Genomic DNA, 17,503 nt, shown 5'->3' with positions numbered 1-17,503 from the left:
ATTCCCTCCTTCCAGACTATTATTATAGCCGCAATTAGGGGGATATGTTTAATCTTTCTTGCGGTTTTAAAAATAAATTTGGTTGACATCAATTTTAATAAATGTTAGGATAAAATTAACAAAAAATATATCAAATTTTACTAATACTTATATAGGTTCATAATCGGGTGAACGTTTCTACCAACTACCGGAATAGTTGACTATAAGTATCTGCAGAGGCATCTCTGTAGTTACTTGTGGGCACAGGGATGTAAGGAAGGAGGCGTCAGCAGATGAATGAATCTATTTTTATTTTGAAAGGAAACTTGATCTACAGTAAGAGCGCGAAAGAACTTGAGGTATGTGAGAACAGTTATCTCGTGTGTGAGGATGGCGTGGTAAGGGGGATTTATAAGACACTGCCGTTCGAATACGGAGGATACCCGGTCGAGGATTACGGGGACCGGCTGATTATCCCGGGACTGGTGGACCTGCACGTGCATGCGCCGCAGTATTCATTCCGCGGACTGGGGATGGATATGGAGCTTCTGGAATGGCTGGAGACGAATACATTTCCGGAGGAATCCAAGTTTTGTGATATGGAGTATGCACGCAAAGCTTACGGGATCTTTGTTGAGAATTTGAAGAAGAGTGCAACTACGAGGGCCTGTATTTTTGCGACGATACACAGGCAGGCCACGCTGCTTCTGATGGATATGCTCGAAGAAGCGGGACTCGACACAATGGTTGGAAAAGTGAATATGGACAGGAACAGCCCGGATTATCTGAGGGAGGCATCGGCAGAGGAATCTGCGGCGGAAACGGTGGAATGGATCAAGGATGTTCTGCATAAGAAGTATAAGCATACAAAACCAATCCTGACACCGCGCTTTACACCGAGCTGTACGGATGAGCTGATGGAGAAACTGAAGATGATACAGATGCGCTATAGTCTGCCGTTACAGTCACATTTGTCAGAAAACCCGGGTGAGATATCATGGGTAAAGGAGTTGTGCCCGTGGTCTGAATTCTATGGTGATGCATATGATAAGTTCGGATTATTCGGTGCGGACTGCCCGACGGTGATGGCCCACTGTGTTTATTCCGACGACAGGGAGATTGCAAGGATGAAGGAAAACGGTGTTTTCGTTGCCCATTGTCCGGAATCCAATATGAATATTGCATCCGGTGTAGCCCCGGTCAGGAAGTTTCTGGATGAAGGCGTCCATGTAGGAATGGGAAGTGACGTGGCAGGAGGTTCCACGGAGAGTATTTTCACGGCAATGGCACATGCCATTCAGGCATCGAAGCTGCGCTGGAGGTTACAGGATGAATCGTTAAAGCCTCTGACAGTTGAAGAAGCCTTTTTCATGGCAACGAAAGGCGGCGGGGAATTCTTCGGTAAAGTCGGCAGTTTTGAGCCGGGATATGAGCTGGACGCAGTCGTTCTGGATGATACGCGCCTGAAACATCCGCAGGATCTTGATGTAAAGAAACGACTCGAGAGAATGATCTATTTTTCAGATGACAGAGAAATCTGTGCAAAATATGTGGCAGGTGTACAGATTTTATAAATAAAAGGAGATGGGAAAATGGAAGAAAGGGAACATGCAGTAGGTAAAAGTGTGAAGCGTGTGGATGCCTTTGAAAAGGTGACCGGACGCGCGAAGTATACCGATGACCTGTGTGATAAGAGCGCCTATGTAGTCAGAATCCTGCATTCTACGGTGGCACACGGGATTGTGAAGTCGGTGGATGCCTCGGAGGCGGAAAAGATCCCCGGAGTTGTGAAGGTCGTGACTTGTTTTGACGTGCCGAAGAATTACTTCCCGACGGCAGGGCATCCCTGGTCTACAGAGCCGGCACATCAGGATGTGGCTGACAGGCTGCTTCTTCAGGAACATGTGAAATTTTATGGTGACGATGTCGCGGCTGTTGTCGCTGAGAATGAAGTGGCAGCTGCACAGGCTGTGCGTGCGATGAAGGTGGAATACGAGGAACTGCCCTTTGTGCTTGATGTACAGAAGGCAATGGAGGATACCGCACCCCAGATTCACGAGGAATATCCTAATAATATCCTAAAGCATACGACGATCCGGAACGGCAGCTATGAAGAGGCAAGAAAAGAGCCGGGCCTGATCAAGGTAGAGGGATGGTATGACACGCCAACCGTACAGCACTGCCATATTGAGAATTTTATCTGTTATGCATATATGGAACAGGGCCGGATTGTTGTCGTATCATCCACGCAGATTCCCCATATCTGCCGGAGAGTTGTCGGGCAGGCACTTGGCATCCCCTGGGGCAAAGTCAGGGTGATCAAGCCTTATATCGGCGGTGGATTTGGAAACAAGCAGGATATTCTGTACGAACCTCTCTGTGCATATTTAAGCACAGTAGTGGGAGGGAGACTGGTGAAGCTGGATGTCTCAAGGGAAGAGACATTTGTATCCAACAGGGTACGCCATGCTGTCCGTACGCATATCATTTCTTATGTGAGGCCGGACGGGAGTTTTGCGGCAAGGAAGATTGAATGCTTTTCCGACCAGGGGGCATACGCGTCCCACGGGCATAGTATCGCCGCAAAGGGGCTGGGAGCATTTCCACAACTGTATCCATGCCCGAATGTGGACGGAGACGCCTATACGGTATTTACAAACAAGCCGGTATCCGGGGCCATGAGGGGGTACGGTATCCCGCAGGCAATGTTTGCACTGGAAAGCCACACGGATGATGTGGCAAAGGCCGTGGGCATGTCACCATATGAATTCCGCTGGAAATATCTGATGCCGGTGGGGTATACGGATGGATTTTCAAAGAACGTTAATTATTATGATACCTTCCATCAATGTATGGAAAAGGGAAAGGCTTACATAGATTACGACAGGAAAGTAAAAGAATATGAGAACCAGACCGGGGAAGTCCGAAAAGGAATCGGTGTGGCTGCATTCTGGTACAACACTGGTGTATGGCCAATTTCACTGGAGACTTCTTCCTGCCGTATGGTACTGAATCAGGACGGTTCTATTCAGGTGCAGGTAGGTGAGACCGAGATCGGCCAGGGGGCTGACACCGCATTTGCACAGATGGCGGCCGAGACACTCGGTATTCCCGTGGACCAGGTCCATGTGATGACGGTACAGGATACGGACATTACGCCGTTCGGCACTGGGGCATATGCTTCCAGACAGACGTACATGGCGGGATTTTCCATCAATCAGACAGCGGCCCTGTTAAAGAGCCATATTCTGGATACCGCACAGGAGCTGACGAGACATACAAAGGAAAGTCTGGATATTATCAATGGCAAAATCATACGCAGAGGGGACGGAGAGGTTCTGATGAGCCTTGCCGATCTGGCGATGGAGAAGCTGTACAGTCTGACGAACAACGGTCATCTGACGGCGGAGAGTACTTATCAGGCGAAAACCAATGCTTATTCCTTCGGATGCACGTTTGCCGAGGTAGAAGTCGATATTCCGGCATGCAGGGCAGAGCTTACGAATATCATCAATGTACACGACTGCGGGCAGCTGATTAACCCGTCACTGGCGCTGGCTCAGGTACATGGCGGCATGAGCATGGGGATCGGGTATGGTTTGACCGAGAGACTGATCTTTGATGAGAAAACCGGTAAACCGCTGAATAATAACCTTCTGGATTATAAGCTGTCGACCTTCATGGATCACCCGCATTTGGAAGGGCAGTTTGTGGAAAACTATGAGCCGACCAGTGCATACGGCACAAAAGCTCTGGGAGAGCCTCCGGTATGTTCTGTTGCCCCGGCCATCCGCAATGCCGTTCTGCAGGCGACTGGTGTAGCAGTAGACGAGATTCCGCTGACACCGCATATATTGTTTAAACGATTCAAAGAAGAGGGCTTAGTATAGAAAGGGGCAGACAGTGTGATGCACTGGAATGCCCCGGAAGGGAGGAAAGAAAACATGTATGATATGAAAGCATTATACGAGGCCGAAAGCGTGCCTCATGCCATACAGCTGCTTAAAGAACACCCAGAAGCCCAGATTATTGCCGGCGGAAGTGATGTCCTGGTGCAGATGAGAGAAGGAAAGCGTGCCGGTGCGGAACTGGTCAGCATATATGGACTGGATGAACTGCGCGGTGTAAAAATGGAAGAAGACGGGACGATCCGGATCGGGTCCCTGACCAGTTTTTCCCATATTACGAAGGACCCGGTTATCCAGAAATATATCAATGTGCTCGGGGAAGCAGTAGACAAGGTAGGAGGGCCCCAGATCAGGAATATCGGTACAATCGGAGGAAACACATGCAACGGGGTGACCTCCGCAGATTCAGCGGCTACACTGTTTGCGTGGGATGCCGTCGTAGAACTGACAGGTCCGGAAGGAATCCGCACAATGCCGATCCGCGAGTTCTACATCAAAGCGGGTAAAGTTGCACTGGCGCCGGCAGAGATCCAGACAGGGATTCTCATACCAAAGGCATCTTATGAAGGATATTACGGACACTATATCAAGTATGCAATGCGTAATGCAATGGATATTGCAACACTGGGATGCTCTGTTAATGTGAAACTCTCAGATGACAGGAGCATACTGGAGGACGTCAGGATTGCATATGGCGTTGCAGGACCGGTTCCAATGCGTGCAGTCCATGCAGAAGAGGCCGGAAGAGGAGTTTTAGTCAGTGCAGATTCGATCGAGAAGATCGGGGATACGGTCCTCGAAGATGTTACCCCGCGTGACAGCTGGAGGGCAAGTAAGGCCTTCCGGGAACATATCGCAAAGGTTTTATGCAAACGTGCCTTGAAAGAGTCGGTCAGACTGGCGGGAGGTGTGATTCATGAGTGAGATACAGTATAAGCTGGTAAGATGCACGATCAACGGTGAAAAACGAGAAACAATGGTGGATGTCAGGGCGTCCCTGACAGATATGCTGCGGAATGACTACCGCCTGACCAGTGTCAAAAAAGGCTGCGAGGTAGGAGAGTGCGGGGCCTGTAATGTGATCATAGACGGAGAATGTTTTAACTCCTGTATCTATCTGGCAGTCTGGGCAGACGGAAAAGAAATCCGGACACTGGAAAGCCTTATGGGGCCGGACGGGGAACTTTCAGATATCCAGCAGGCATTCATCGACGAGACAGCTGTACAGTGCGGATTCTGTACGCCCGGCGTAATCATGAGCGCTGTGGAGATACTGGAATCCGGGAAAGAGTATACAAGAGATGAACTGCGCAAACTGCTGTCCGGACACCTGTGCAGATGTACAGGATATGAAAATATCCTCAATGCGGTAGAAAAGACGATGCACAAACGGTTAGAGGGACGCTGATTTAAAAAAAGGCAGCCGAAAAAGGAATTTTTCATCCTTTTTCGGCTGTTTCTTTATGCCCGCGGGCTGTTTAACATGAGAGATATTATTTGTCATCTGCCGGTGCAGGTTCCAGTGGTGTTTCTTTATCCTTCGGAAGAATGATATTAAGCAGTACTGCCAGCAGTGTTGCGATAACAACCGGTGACTTTCCGAAGATCATAACGAACCAGTCCGGGAAGGTTGCGAGTGCACCGTTCGCCTGAGAGATTCCCATTCCCAGTGCGGCTGCTAGTCCAACGATGGAAGTATTCCGGTAGGACATATTCTCTGAGGTGATCAGTTTCATACCAGTCATGGCGATGGATGCGAATACGGATACGGTCGCTCCGCCGAGCACGCAGTATGGAATCGTGGTCAGGACAGATGAGAACTTCGGAATCAGTCCGGCTACAAGCAGAATGACTGCTGCAAGGCCGAGTACACAGCGGTTGACAACCTTAGTTGTTGCCACGATACCTACGTTCTGGCTGTAGGTTGCAGTCGGAAGCCCGCCTAAAAGGGCGCCGAGGATATTTGTTATACCATAGCCGACGATACCGCCCTGAAGTTCATTGTCTGAAGGCATACGGTTGAGTCCGCCGCTTGTTGTTGCGGAGAAGTCTCCGATTGCCTGAATGGAGTTGATCGCAAACAGCAGGCCTATTGCCACGCAGGAGGAAACTTCAAACTTTACCCCAAAGTGCAGGGGCATTGGGAGCTGGAATGCAGATGCCTGTGAGATGGCGGTGAAGTCTACCATACCAAAGAACAGCGCGACGATATATCCTCCGATGATACCGATCAGGATAGATGCCAGTTTCCAGATTCCTTTTCCATAGTGGTTTAAAACGGTTACGATGATTAATGTAATAATTGCTACAAGCCAGTTCTGCCAGGAGCCGTAGTCAGGGCTTCCGGTTCCTCCGGCCATGTAGTTGATGGCAGTCGGATAAAGGGAAAGGCCAATTGTAAAAACGACAGTTCCTGCGATCAGAGGCGGGAAAAAGCGGCGGATTTTCTTTATGAAAATTCCTACAAGGATTGCCACACATCCGCCGACGATCTGTGCTCCTAATATGGTCGGGATGTCAAAATCCGAGGCAATGGACTGCATGCTTGGCAGATATGCGAAACTGACGCCCATGATGACTGGAAGTCCGGAACCGATGGCGAGCCATTTTGTCCGGAAGATCGGGAACAGCTGGAGCAGTGTGGACAGTGCCGATACAATCAAAGCCGCCTGTATGAGGATGACGGATTCTTTCTCGGAGAGGCCGCCTACCCCGGCAACAAGTATGGCCGGGGTAACACAGCCTACAATCATGGCGACAACATGCTGGAGGGCAAGTGGAAACGCCTGTTTAAAGCTCGGCACACCGTTTAGTTCAAATATAGTTGAGCGGGTCACTTCTTTTTTCACGCTATAATCCCCCTTTAAGCCTGACTGATTCTGGTACCTGTTGTGCCCTGGATTCCGTCTTTGGCTTTTTCCAGTAAGGTGATCAGAGCCTGGCGGCCCGGTTTTGATTCTGCGAATTCTACGGCAGCCTGTACTTTTGGCAGCATAGAACCGGGTGCGAAATGGCCTTCAGTCATATATTGTTTTGCTTCATCTACAGTTATATGATCCAGCCATTTTACTTCAGGCTTTCCGAAGTTTACAGCAACTTTTTCTACCGCTGTCAGTATAATGAGGAAATCTGCATCCAGTTCGCGTGCGAGAAGGCTGCTTGCAAAGTCTTTATCGATAACCGCGCTGGCGCCTTTCAGGTGGTTTCCCTGGCGTGTCACAGGAATACCGCCTCCTCCGCATGCGATGACAAGGTCACCGGATTCTACCATTGTACGGATCGTCCCGATCTCGATGATTTCCTGAGGTCTTGGGGAAGCTACCACACGGCGGTATCCGCGTCCGGAATCTTCCTTCATGATGTAGTCATATTTTTCAGCCATGCTGTCAGCCTGTTCTTTTGATAAGAAACGTCCGATCGGCTTGGATGGATTTTCAAATGCCGGATCGTCTTCATCCACGCGTACCTGTGTGATCATTGTTGCCACAGGGATGTTATCGATATTGCGGTTCAGAAGCTCTTCGCGCAGGGCATTCTGCAGATCGTATCCTATGTATGCCTGACTCATTGCCACACAGACAGACAGCGGTGTGTTCGGCTGCTGCGGGTCTTCGTGGGTCAGTGCCAGCATTGCGTTGTTTACCATTCCGACCTGGGGGCCGTTGCCGTGGGCAACCACGACTTCACAGCCCTCTTCGATCAGGTCTACAATGGCACGTGCGGTAATCTTTACCGCAGCCATCTGCTCGGGGAGGGTATTGCCGAGTGCATTCCCCCCCAGGGCGATGACAATCCGTTTCTTTTTTGCCATTTTCTTTTCCTCCGATTTTTTCATCGACCTATGATGTAAAAAGAATTATTTTCCTATATAGGCGATTGTCTCTACTTCGCATAAAACGCCCTTTGGCAGGTCTTTTACTGCGACACAGGAACGTGCTGGTTTTCCGACAAAATATTTTGCATAGATTTCGTTGAAGGCTGCGAAGTCTGCCATATCAGCGAGGAAACAAGTAGTCTTTACGACATCTTTGAATTCAGCGTTCTGGCTTTCCAGTAAAGCGGCTATATTTTTCATAACCTGCTCTGTCTGCTCCTGGATCGTTGTGCCTACGACATTCCCGGTTTCAGGAGAAAGCGGAATCTGTCCGGAAAAGAATGCGATATCATTTACTACGATACCCTGGGAATATGGTCCGATTGCTGCTGGTGCGTTTTTTGTTTCAACATAATTTAACATGTCAAATACCTCCTAAATTTTTTTTCTTTCTTATCATACCATAAATACAATGCTTACGGCTTATTCAAAGACTCTTGGGGTGCTTTTTTCTTCCAGTTTTTTTAATACTTCAGCCGGATCAGCGAATTTTGCGAGGAAGATCATGGCAGCGATGATGTATGGTTTGAAGCTTGCTTCTTTATAAAGAGGGGTTCTGTAGCGGTCAAATACGCTTGCATCTACCTCACCGGTCTCACAGCTTACGCCTGTGATGTCTGCGGGCAGGCAGTGCATGTAGAGTGCTTTTCCGTCTTTTGTCGTGGACATCAGTTCTTCTGTACATGCCCAGTCTTTGTGCTCTGCATTCTGTGCAAGCAGTTCTTTTTCCAGTTTATCGATTCCTTCGAAATCACCGTTTCCGTAAAGCTCTGTACGTTTTTCCATAGCTGCGAATGGAGCCCAGCTCTTAGGATAAACGATATCGGCGTCCTTGAATGCCTCAGCCATGTCGTTTGTCTTTGTAAATGTACCGCCGGATTTCTTTGCATTGTCTGCAGCAACTGCTTCTACTTCCGGGAATACCTCATATCCTTCCGGATGTGCAAGGACAACGTCCATACCGAAACGTGTCATCAGGCCAATGATTCCCTGCGGTACAGAAAGCGGTTTACCATAAGAAGGAGAGTATGCCCATGTCATGGCAAGCTTCTTACCTTTCAGGTTCTCAACACCGCCGAATTCATGGATGATGTGGAGCATGTCGGCCATAGCCTGTGTCGGGTGGTCAATATCGCACTGCAGGTTAACGAGGGTAGGTTTCTGCTCGAGAATGCCATCCTTATTTCCCTGTGTTACAGAATCAACAACTTCATGCATATATGCATTTCCCTTGCCGATGTACATATCATCACGGATACCGATGACATCAGCCATGAATGAGATCATGTTTGCAGTTTCACGGACAGTCTCACCGTGAGCCACCTGGGATTTCCCCTCGTCTAAATCCTGTACCTCCAGACCGAGCAGGTTGCAGGCAGAAGCGAAAGAAAAGCGTGTACGTGTAGAATTATCACGGAATAGAGAGATTCCAAGCCCGCTCTCGAATACCTTTGTAGAGATATTGTTCTCTCTCATAAAACGAAGTGCATCAGCGATTGTGAAGACAGCCTCGAGCTCGTCATCTGTCTTTTCCCATGTGAGGAAAAAGTCACCGTTGTACATTTCCTTGAAGTTAAGCGCGTTCAATTTGTCGATATAATCCTGTAAAGTTTTCATAGTAGTAAATCCTCCTAAATTTTAAGAATATTCTGAATTTGATGGGCAAAAGGGTCTGACCCCTTTGAAATTATTTGCAGTAAAGTGTCGGAAGTGCAGCGTATACAGCAGCGCATACAACTAAATCCTGTTTCCATGTCTTCTCATTCGGTGCATGTGCCTGTGCTTCTGCACCAGGTCCGAAACCGATACATGGAATGCCGTTTCTTCCCATGATGGATACGCCGTTTGTGGAGAATGTCCATTTGTCTGTCAGAGGTCGTGCTTTTCTCATTGCCTCTGTCTCGGCGTTTCCAATTCTGCTCTCTCCGTAGAGGTTCTTATAAGCGTCTTCCAGTGCCTTTGTTACTGCATGGTCTTCCGGGATTACCCATGTCGGGAAGTAGCACTCGATCGGATATACGCATCCTGTGTAGGAAGGACGGTCATAGTTATACATGGAAACGATGACATCGTCGCCGTATTTCTTTACACTTGGGAGTGCGCGGATCTCATCCAGACAGCTTTCCCATGTCTCGCCTGCTGTCATGCGGCGGTCGAGTGAAACGGAGCAGGAGTCGGCAACAGCACAGCGGCTCGGGGAAGTAAAGAAGATCTCGGATGTTGTGACGGTTCCTCTTCCAAGGAAGCGTGCTTCTTTCCACTGCGGATTGTATTTTTCATCCAGCATCTTTACGAGGCCTTTGACTTCGGTTCCGTCTTCTGCATCATTCTCATTCAATGCACGTACATCCTGGAGGATGTCAGCCATCTTGTAGATTGCATTGTCACCACGTTCTGGTGCGGAACCGTGGCAGGAAACACCTTTGACATCGACACGGATTTCCATACGTCCGCGCTGTCCGCGGTAAATGCCGCCGTCTGTAGGCTCTGTGGAAACGACGAATTCAGGGCGTACTTTGTCTTCGTTGATGATGTACTGCCAGCAGAGGCCGTCACAGTCTTCTTCCTGAACAGTTCCTGTTACGAGTACGGTGTATTTGTCACTTAACAGGCCAAGGTCTTTCATGATCTTTGCACCATATACTGCAGAAACAATACCGCCACACTGGTCAGAAACGCCGCGTCCGCCAATTTCTTCATCATTTTCGTATCCTTCATATGGATCGAAAGTCCAGTTGTCAATATTTCCGATTCCCACGGTGTCGATGTGGGCATCGAATCCGATAATCTTTTCGCCTGTTCCCATGTATCCGAGAACGTTGCCCTGCGGGTCGATGACAACTTTGTCAAATTCGAGTTTTCTCATCTCTTCGGCGATGCGTTCGATGTGAGCCTTCTCATCACAGCTCTCGCCCGGGTTTCTTACGATGTCCCGTAAGAATTTTGTCATGTCCGCCTGATAGTTTTGTGCAGCTTCTTTGATCTTGTTAAAATCCATTTTTATACGCTCCTTTTTTATTTATAGAAATAATTGATTTATTGTTTAAACTTATTATTTAGCGGTTGTTTCCGCCCCAGACAATAGATTCATATCTTTCAGGGTCTGTGTCGCCCTCTGTTGAGAAGAGGAGGACTCTTGAATTCTCATCCAGTCCGAGATGTTCTCTTAACTCTTTATATTCATCCATACACATGATGCATGCCAGTGTGCCGAACGGTGCTGCTCCCGATTCTCCTGAAGTGACAGGGGTATCTCCTTTGACAGGAGCTGCCAGCATACGCATTCCCCTTGCAGCTACCCAGTCAGGTGAAGCGATGAATGTATCTACGTGGTTCTTCAGAATATCCCAGGAGATTGTGTTCGGTTCTCCGCAGGCAAGGCCGGCCATGATGGTTACCATATCACCGTCCACGATCTGGATGCTTCCGTCTCCTAATGCGGCTCCTTTATAGAGGCAGGCAGCAGCCTCGGCTTCCACGACGATCACTTTCGGCGGGTTCTCAGGATAACGGTTTGCAAAATATCCCTGAACGGCTCCGGCGAGGGAACCTACGCCTGCCTGGATAAACACGTGTGTCGGTCTTTCACAGCCATATTCCTGCAGCTGTTCGTTGGCCTCCATTGCCATTGTCCCGTATCCCTGCATGATCCATGCCGGGATCTCTTCGTATCCGTCCCATGCGGTATCCTGTACCATGATCCCGTTTTCCGTTTTCGCAGCCATAGCGGCAGCCATACGGACACATTCATCATAGTTATACTCTTCGATCGTAGCCTGTGCACCTTCTGCAAGAATGTTATTCAGGCGGGTCTGTGTCGTGCCCTTCGGCATCAGGACAACGGATTTCTGCCCCAGTTTATTTGCGGCCCATGCGACACCGCGTCCGTGGTTGCCGTCTGTTGCCGTGAAGAAGGTTGCCTGGCCGAACTCTTTTTTCAATTCTTCAGAAGTCAGTACCTGATAGGGAAGTTCTGAGACATCCTTACCGACCTGCTGTGCTATGTAGCGTGCCATTGCGAAAGAGCCGCCAAGCACTTTGAATGCATTCAGTCCGAATCTGTAGGACTCGTCTTTGACATAAACTTCTTTCAGGCCAAGTCTTCCGGCCATCTTGTCAAGCTTTGCAAGCGGTGTGATGCTGTACTGCGGAAAGCTTTCGTGGAAAGCCCTCGCCTTTTCTACCTCGGAAAGTGCCATAACCTTAAGCTGTGCATCGTCTGTCTTAGGCATATGGTTCACTGCCCATTTGATTGTTTCCATGTTTGAAAAACCTCCTTCATAAATAACTGTTGACTGTTCCGTTTCCCGCCTTCTGGTGCGGGGATGTGGCAGGATTATTTGCCCGCATCCATATAGCTGTAAAGTGTAAATTTTGAAATTCCTAAAAGAGAAGCAATCTTGTCTCCGGATTTGGTGATCAGGAAAGCACCTGCATTGTTGAGGTACTGCACCACTGCGACTTTGTCATCCTTGTTCATCAAAGCAACAGGTTTGCCGACGAGTGAAAGTGCCTGTTCGATCAGCGTGTCGAGCAGTTCATTCACGTTATGGGTGATTTTTTGCGGCTGGTTATTTTCATTTTCCTGTTCTTTTTCTGTGTCGGTGCTGATTAATGACTGGATGGCAGTTTCGATAGTGAGCAGTGCGGTGATGTCGTAATTCAGGGAAAATATGTATGCGATCGTGTTGTCCTCGTCCCTGATATACATGGTGCTTGATTTAAGAATACGCCCGTCATCCGTTTTCGTAAGATAAGAGAGACGGTCCTGGATCTGTGAGGGGTCCCGGCTCAGAGTCTCCAAAACGACGCTGGAAGGACCGTCACCTAACTTTCTGTTGGAAATGTGTCCGTTCTCAATGTAGACGATGGAACTTTCCAGTTCTTTCTTTCTCAGATCGTGTATGACAATCTCGCAGGAGCTGCCAAACTGTACGGCCAGGCCGTGTGCGATCTGTTTCAGTAGTTCTAATTTCTGGCTCAAAGTCATCATTCCTTTCGCGTATTTTGCTGCTTCCTGGTTGAGGAATTACCTCGCCCTTAAACCCATCATAGCATAAAAAAAATATAAATCAATACTTTTTCTAAAAATTTTTTAGGTTGCCTAAAAATTATTTAGGATTTGTATTGCAATTATCTTATATTAATGGTATTCTATAGACAACAAAAGCAGTCCAAAATATCTGTTCGAAAAAGAAAGGGCTGTTTTTACAAATATACAAAATATAGTGCGACGTGCAAGGAAAGTAACACCCTTGTAGAATTTGTATACCTGGACAGCTTCAACAGAATTCATGAAAGAAGAAAAGGAGAAGAAAGTATGCTGATTTTAGGAAATGGAAGGGTAATCACACGAGACGGGGAGAATCCGTTTCTGGAGAAAGGTGCCGTGGCGATCGAGGGAACCACAATTCAGAAAGTGGGGGGCCTTGAAGAAGTCAGGGCAGCGTATCCGGATGCGGACTTTATTGATGCAGGGGGAAAGGTGATCATGCCTGCATTTATCAATGCGCATGAACATATCTACAGCGCATTTGCGAGAGGTCTTTCTGTAAAGGGATATGATCCGAAAGGATTTCTTGACATTCTGGACGGCATGTGGTGGACAATTGACCGGAACCTTACACTTCAGGACACATATTTAAGTGCTATGGCAACGTATATTGACTGTATCAGGAATGGTGTCACGACGATCTTCGACCACCATGCGAGTTTCGGTTCCATCAGGGATTCGCTCTTTCATATTGAAAAGGCGGCGAAGGAGACGGGCGTGCGCTCCTGCCTGTGCTATGAGATTTCGGACAGGGACGGGAAGGATAAGGCAAGAGATTCCGTCATGGAGAATGCAGAATTCATCAGATATGCACAGAAGGATGACAGCGGCATGATAGCCGGTATGATGGGAATGCATGCACAGTTTACCATCTCTGACGAGACGATGGAACTGGCGGCGGCAAACAAACCGGACGGGGCAGGCTATCACATCCATGTAGCGGAAGGAATCGAGGACCTGCACCACTGCCTGAAACATTACGGAAAGAGAATCGTAGACCGTCTGATGGACTGGGATATTCTTGGGGAGAAGACACTGCTCGGCCACTGTATCTATATCAACGGACATGAGATGGACCTGATCAGGGACACAAATACAATGGTGGTACATAATCCGGAATCCAATATGGGCAACGCCTGCGGATGCCCTCCGACAATGGAACTGGTGCACCGCGGGATACTGACAGGACTCGGAACCGACGGATACACCCACGATATGACAGAATCCTTCAAAGTTGCCAATGTCCTGCACAAGCACCACCTCTGTGACGCGAATGCAGCATGGGGAGAAGTACCGCAGATGCTTTTTTACAATAATGCGAAGATCGCAAACCGCTACTTCAAACAGGAGCTCGGCGTCCTGAAAGAAGGCGCAGCCGGGGATGTCATCATTGTAGATTACAATCCGCTGACACCACTCGGGGCAGATAACGCAAACGGACACATCCTGTTCGGGATGAACGGAAGCAAAGTTGTTACAACAGTTGCAAACGGAAAAGTCCTGATGAAGGACCGTGAACTGCAGGGGATCGATGAAGAAAAAGTAATGGCTGACTGCCAGGAAGCGTCAGGAGCCCTTTGGAAGCGAATTAATGGGTAGTTTTTCAAAGGGGTCTGACCCCTTTGCACCCCCATTTTCAGAATATTCAGATTATATAGGAGGTTTTTACAGATGAGTGATATTATGACCCCGATGTCTTTCGGGCAGTTATTGGATTGGATTATGACAGAGCATGAGAAATACGGTACTGTATTCGGAGAGCATGATGCGTATAAGGCGGATGCGAAGTTTAACAGGACCATTTTTGGACGTCCGCTGGAGACACCGGTGGGACCGGCGGCGGGACCGCATACCCAGCTGACTCAGAATATTGTGGCCGCTTATTATACGGGCAGCCGTTTCTTTGAACTGAAGACCGTGCAGATTATGGACGGCGCGGAGCTTTCTGCATGTGTAAGCAAACCATGTATCAAAGCGGATGATGAGTGCTATAACTGCGAGTGGTCAACAGAGCTGTATGTCCCGCAGGCAATGGAAGAGTATATCAAGGCATGGTTCCTTCTGAAAGTTATGGCAAAGGAATATGATCTGGGAAGTATGGACGGATTCCAGTTTAATATCAGTGTGGGTTACGACCTGCAGGGGATTCAGTCTCCGAAGATCGACCAGTTCCTGAATACGATGAAGGATGCGAAGGATTCCGAAGTATTCCAGTCATGCAGGCAGTATCTGCTGGACCATGCAGACCGGTTTAAAAAAGTGACGAAGGAAGACATTGAGTCAATCCAGTCAGAAATCTGTAATTCCGTGACCATCTCCACGCTCCACGGCTGCCCGCCGCAGGAGATCGAGAAGATCGCCATGTACCTGATTACGGAAAAAGGGTTCCACACCTTTATCAAATGTAACCCTACATTATTAGGATACGAATTCGCAAGAAAGACGATGGATGAGATGGGATACGATTACATCGCGTTCGGCGACTTCCATTTCAAAGATGACCTTCAGTACGAAGATGCAGTGCCGATGCTCACCCGCCTGATGGATGTCTGTGCAGAGTGCGGTCTGGAATTTGGAGTGAAGATCACGAATACGTTCCCGGTTGATGTAAAGCAGAACGAACTTCCAAGTGAAGAGATGTATATGTCCGGTAAATCCTTGTACCCACTGTCCATCTCACTGGCGGCCAGGCTGGCAGAGGAATTTGACGGAAAACTGAGAATTTCCTATTCCGGCGGTGCGGACTTCTATAATATCAGGGGAATCGTAGATGCGGGAATCTGGCCGGTAACCGTGGCAACAACGCTGCTGAAACCGGGCGGATACCAGAGAATGTCCCAGATCGCACAGATACTGGAGAAAGAAAACGACGTATTTACAGGCGTCAGCGCTAAAGCGGCAAAAATCCTCGCAGAGGAGGCAAAAGTAAGCTCCCACCACCTGAAAGCCGTAAAACCGCTGCCGTCCCGCAAAATGAAACAGCAGGTACCTCTTCTGGACTGTTTTGTAGCACCTTGCAAGGAAGGATGCCCGATCCACCAGGATATCACAACATATCTGCAGTTAGTCAGTGCAGGTGAATATGAAGAAGCAATGCGTGTCATCACAGAGAAAAACCCGCTCCCGTTTATTACAGGAACAATCTGTGCACACAATTGTATGAGCAAATGTACCCGTAATTTCTATGAGGAACCCGTACATATCCGCGCAATGAAACTGGAGGCTGCTGAAAACGGCTATGCAGACTGGCTGAGAACAGTGACTCCTGTGAACGTGACGGAAAAAGGGAAAGCAGCAGTCGTCGGCGGCGGTCCGGCAGGAATGGCAGCAGCTTATTTCTTAAGACGCGGCGGCATGGAAGTGACCTTATTTGAACAGACCGATTCCCTGGGCGGAGTCGTACGCCATGTAATACCCGAGTTCAGGATTGCCGGCGTGGCAATCGATAAAGATGCTGCGATTCTGGAAGCAGCAGGTGTGGAAATCCGCTATAATGTCAGAATCGAAAGTGTACAGGAATTAAAGGAAAAGGGCTATACAGCCGTAGTGCTGGCAGTCGGCGCGTCTGTACCGGGAACCCTGAAGCTGGAAGAGGGAGAGACCGTTAATGCGCTCGAATTCCTTGCACAATTTAAAGACACAAACGGACGCCTCGATATCGGGAAAAATGTAGTTGTTATCGGCGGCGGAAATACGGCAATGGATACTGCAAGGGCGGCGAAACGCACGAAGGGCGTAGAAAATGTTTCCCTTGTATACAGAAGGACAAAACGCTACATGCCGGCCGATGAGGAAGAATTACTGATGGCAGTGGAAGACGGTGTGGATTTCAAGGAACTGCTTGCACCGGTGAAACTATCAGACGGAATGCTGACATGCAAAGTGATGAAACTCGGTGATTTCGATGCATCGGGAAGACGTGGTGTCGTGGAGACCGAAGAAATCCGCGAGGTACCGGCGGACACAGTGATCGTTGCAGTCGGTGAAAAAGTACCTTCAGACTTCTATCAGGCAAATGGAATCCATGTAAATGAGCGCGGGAAAGCCCTTGTAAATGAAGAAACATGTGAGACGAACCAGGCAGATGTCTATATTGCGGGAGACGCGTTAGGCGGGCCGGCTACAGTTGTGGAAGGAATCCGGGACGGAAAGAAAGCAGCCGAAGCCATCATCGGAAAGACACTTACAAGAGACTTTGATAAACAGGCAGATGAGGCAAAGGTTTATGCAAGAAGAGGTGTCCTCAAGGAAACAGAGGAAGGCACAAAAGAGACCGGGCGCTGCCTTGGATGCTCCAGCATCTGTGAGAATTGTGCAGAAGTCTGTCCAAACCGTGCGAACCTCTCCATACGGGTTCCGGGAATGGAAAAACACCAGATTATCCACGTAGATTACATGTGCAACGAATGCGGCAACTGCAGAAGCTTCTGCCCATATGACAGCGCACCATATCTGGATAAATTTACATTATTTGCATCAGAAAAAGACATGGAAGACAGCAAAAATCAGGGCTTCACTGTATTAGATGAAGAAAAGGTAAGCTGCAAAGTCAGATATCTTGGAGAGACCTTCACATGGACTAAGGGAGAAGAGACAAAGCTTCCGGAAGGACTTCAGAATCTGATCGAAACAGTCATTCGTGAATACCCCTACCTGCTTGTATAAAAATAAGCAGGGACGGTATACGGC

The 17,503-nt window shown here is 48.5% G+C and carries 13 protein-coding genes and 1 riboswitch; of the genes, 6 read left to right on the top strand and 7 right to left on the bottom strand.

Going from position 1 to position 17,503, the window contains the following annotated elements; all coding sequences use genetic code 11:
- Positions 1-127: 127 nt before the first annotated feature.
- Positions 128-223: riboswitch (purine riboswitch) on the top strand.
- Between the two features lie 49 nt (positions 224-272).
- The 4 genes from A8806_RS03685 to xdhC are packed head-to-tail and all read left to right on the top strand — an operon-like array spanning position 273 to position 5,295.
- Entirely contained in the window at positions 273-1,553 is a 1,281-nt protein-coding gene (locus tag A8806_RS03685) for an amidohydrolase family protein (protein WP_109729778.1), read from the top strand.
- 18 nt (positions 1,554-1,571) lie between these two features.
- Complete coding sequence (gene xdhA, locus A8806_RS03680) at positions 1,572-3,869, top strand: xanthine dehydrogenase subunit XdhA (RefSeq protein WP_109729777.1); 2,298 nt, start codon at positions 1,572-1,574, stop codon at positions 3,867-3,869.
- 54 nt (positions 3,870-3,923) lie between these two features.
- Positions 3,924-4,811, top strand: coding sequence for a xanthine dehydrogenase subunit XdhB (gene xdhB / locus A8806_RS03675; RefSeq protein WP_109729867.1), 888 nt, complete (start codon positions 3,924-3,926; stop codon positions 4,809-4,811).
- Complete coding sequence (gene xdhC, locus A8806_RS03670; protein WP_109729776.1) at positions 4,804-5,295, top strand: xanthine dehydrogenase subunit XdhC; 492 nt, start codon at positions 4,804-4,806, stop codon at positions 5,293-5,295. The genes xdhB and xdhC overlap by 8 nt, the downstream gene beginning before the upstream one ends.
- Before the next feature lie 85 nt (positions 5,296-5,380).
- Here the strand turns inward: xdhC and A8806_RS03665 are convergent, their stop codons facing one another.
- The 7 genes from A8806_RS03665 to A8806_RS03635 all read right to left on the bottom strand — a co-directional run bounded on the left by A8806_RS03665 (position 5,381) and on the right by A8806_RS03635 (position 12,745).
- Entirely contained in the window at positions 5,381-6,736 is a 1,356-nt protein-coding gene (locus A8806_RS03665) for a uracil-xanthine permease family protein (RefSeq protein WP_109729775.1), read from the bottom strand.
- Between the two features lie 14 nt (positions 6,737-6,750).
- A complete protein-coding gene (gene arcC / locus A8806_RS03660) occupies positions 6,751-7,698 on the bottom strand; it encodes a carbamate kinase (RefSeq protein WP_109729866.1) in 948 nt (315 codons plus the stop codon).
- Positions 7,699-7,743: 45 nt separating this feature from the next.
- Complete coding sequence (locus A8806_RS03655) at positions 7,744-8,124, bottom strand: RidA family protein (RefSeq protein WP_109729774.1); 381 nt, start codon at positions 8,122-8,124, stop codon at positions 7,744-7,746.
- Between the two features lie 60 nt (positions 8,125-8,184).
- On the bottom strand, positions 8,185-9,378 hold the full coding sequence (ygeW, locus tag A8806_RS03650; protein ID WP_109729773.1) for a knotted carbamoyltransferase YgeW: 1,194 nt from the start codon (positions 9,376-9,378) through the stop codon (positions 8,185-8,187).
- A 70-nt stretch (positions 9,379-9,448) separates the two neighbouring features.
- Positions 9,449-10,759 carry a YgeY family selenium metabolism-linked hydrolase gene (locus A8806_RS03645; RefSeq protein ID WP_109729772.1) on the bottom strand — a complete coding sequence of 437 codons (1,311 nt, stop codon included), beginning with the start codon at positions 10,757-10,759 and terminating at the stop codon, positions 9,449-9,451.
- Positions 10,760-10,817: 58 nt separating this feature from the next.
- Entirely contained in the window at positions 10,818-12,023 is a 1,206-nt protein-coding gene (dpaL, locus tag A8806_RS03640) for a diaminopropionate ammonia-lyase (RefSeq protein ID WP_109729771.1), read from the bottom strand.
- Positions 12,024-12,097: 74 nt separating this feature from the next.
- A complete protein-coding gene (locus A8806_RS03635) occupies positions 12,098-12,745 on the bottom strand; it encodes a helix-turn-helix transcriptional regulator (protein WP_109729865.1) in 648 nt (215 codons plus the stop codon).
- Between the two features lie 336 nt (positions 12,746-13,081).
- On the opposite strand from A8806_RS03635, the gene ssnA reads away from it, so the two are divergent.
- Positions 13,082-14,413: a putative aminohydrolase SsnA gene (gene ssnA, locus A8806_RS03630; RefSeq protein WP_109729770.1), complete on the top strand. Its 1,332-nt coding sequence runs from the start codon at positions 13,082-13,084 to the stop codon at positions 14,411-14,413.
- Positions 14,414-14,485: 72 nt separating this feature from the next.
- Positions 14,486-17,479: a putative selenate reductase subunit YgfK gene (gene ygfK, locus A8806_RS03625; RefSeq protein WP_109729769.1), complete on the top strand. Its 2,994-nt coding sequence runs from the start codon at positions 14,486-14,488 to the stop codon at positions 17,477-17,479.
- Positions 17,480-17,503 lie beyond the last annotated feature (24 nt).

Source organism: Faecalicatena orotica (assembly GCF_003149245.1).
Classification (GTDB): Bacteria; Bacillota; Clostridia; order Lachnospirales; family Lachnospiraceae; genus Faecalicatena_A; species Faecalicatena_A orotica.
Note: the sequence above shows the minus strand (reverse complement) of the source record. Positions and strands in the feature narration are given on the sequence as shown.

What these genes read in the sequence shown, in the direction of transcription:
- A8806_RS03685 (WP_109729778.1), top strand. Translation starts at nt 273, where the DNA reads ATGAATGAATCTATTTTTATTTTGAAAGGAAACTTGATCTACAGTAAG.
- xdhA (WP_109729777.1), top strand. Translation starts at nt 1,572, where the DNA reads ATGGAAGAAAGGGAACATGCAGTAGGTAAAAGTGTGAAGCGTGTGGAT.
- xdhB (WP_109729867.1), top strand. Translation starts at nt 3,924, where the DNA reads ATGTATGATATGAAAGCATTATACGAGGCCGAAAGCGTGCCTCATGCC.
- xdhC (WP_109729776.1), top strand. Translation starts at nt 4,804, where the DNA reads ATGAGTGAGATACAGTATAAGCTGGTAAGATGCACGATCAACGGTGAA.
- arcC (WP_109729866.1), bottom strand. Translation starts at nt 7,698, where the DNA reads ATGGCAAAAAAGAAACGGATTGTCATCGCCCTGGGGGGGAATGCACTC.
- A8806_RS03655 (WP_109729774.1), bottom strand. Translation starts at nt 8,124, where the DNA reads ATGTTAAATTATGTTGAAACAAAAAACGCACCAGCAGCAATCGGACCA.
- ygeW (WP_109729773.1), bottom strand. Translation starts at nt 9,378, where the DNA reads ATGAAAACTTTACAGGATTATATCGACAAATTGAACGCGCTTAACTTC.
- A8806_RS03645 (WP_109729772.1), bottom strand. Translation starts at nt 10,759, where the DNA reads ATGGATTTTAACAAGATCAAAGAAGCTGCACAAAACTATCAGGCGGAC.
- dpaL (WP_109729771.1), bottom strand. Translation starts at nt 12,023, where the DNA reads ATGGAAACAATCAAATGGGCAGTGAACCATATGCCTAAGACAGACGAT.
- ssnA (WP_109729770.1), top strand. Translation starts at nt 13,082, where the DNA reads ATGCTGATTTTAGGAAATGGAAGGGTAATCACACGAGACGGGGAGAAT.
- ygfK (WP_109729769.1), top strand. Translation starts at nt 14,486, where the DNA reads ATGAGTGATATTATGACCCCGATGTCTTTCGGGCAGTTATTGGATTGG.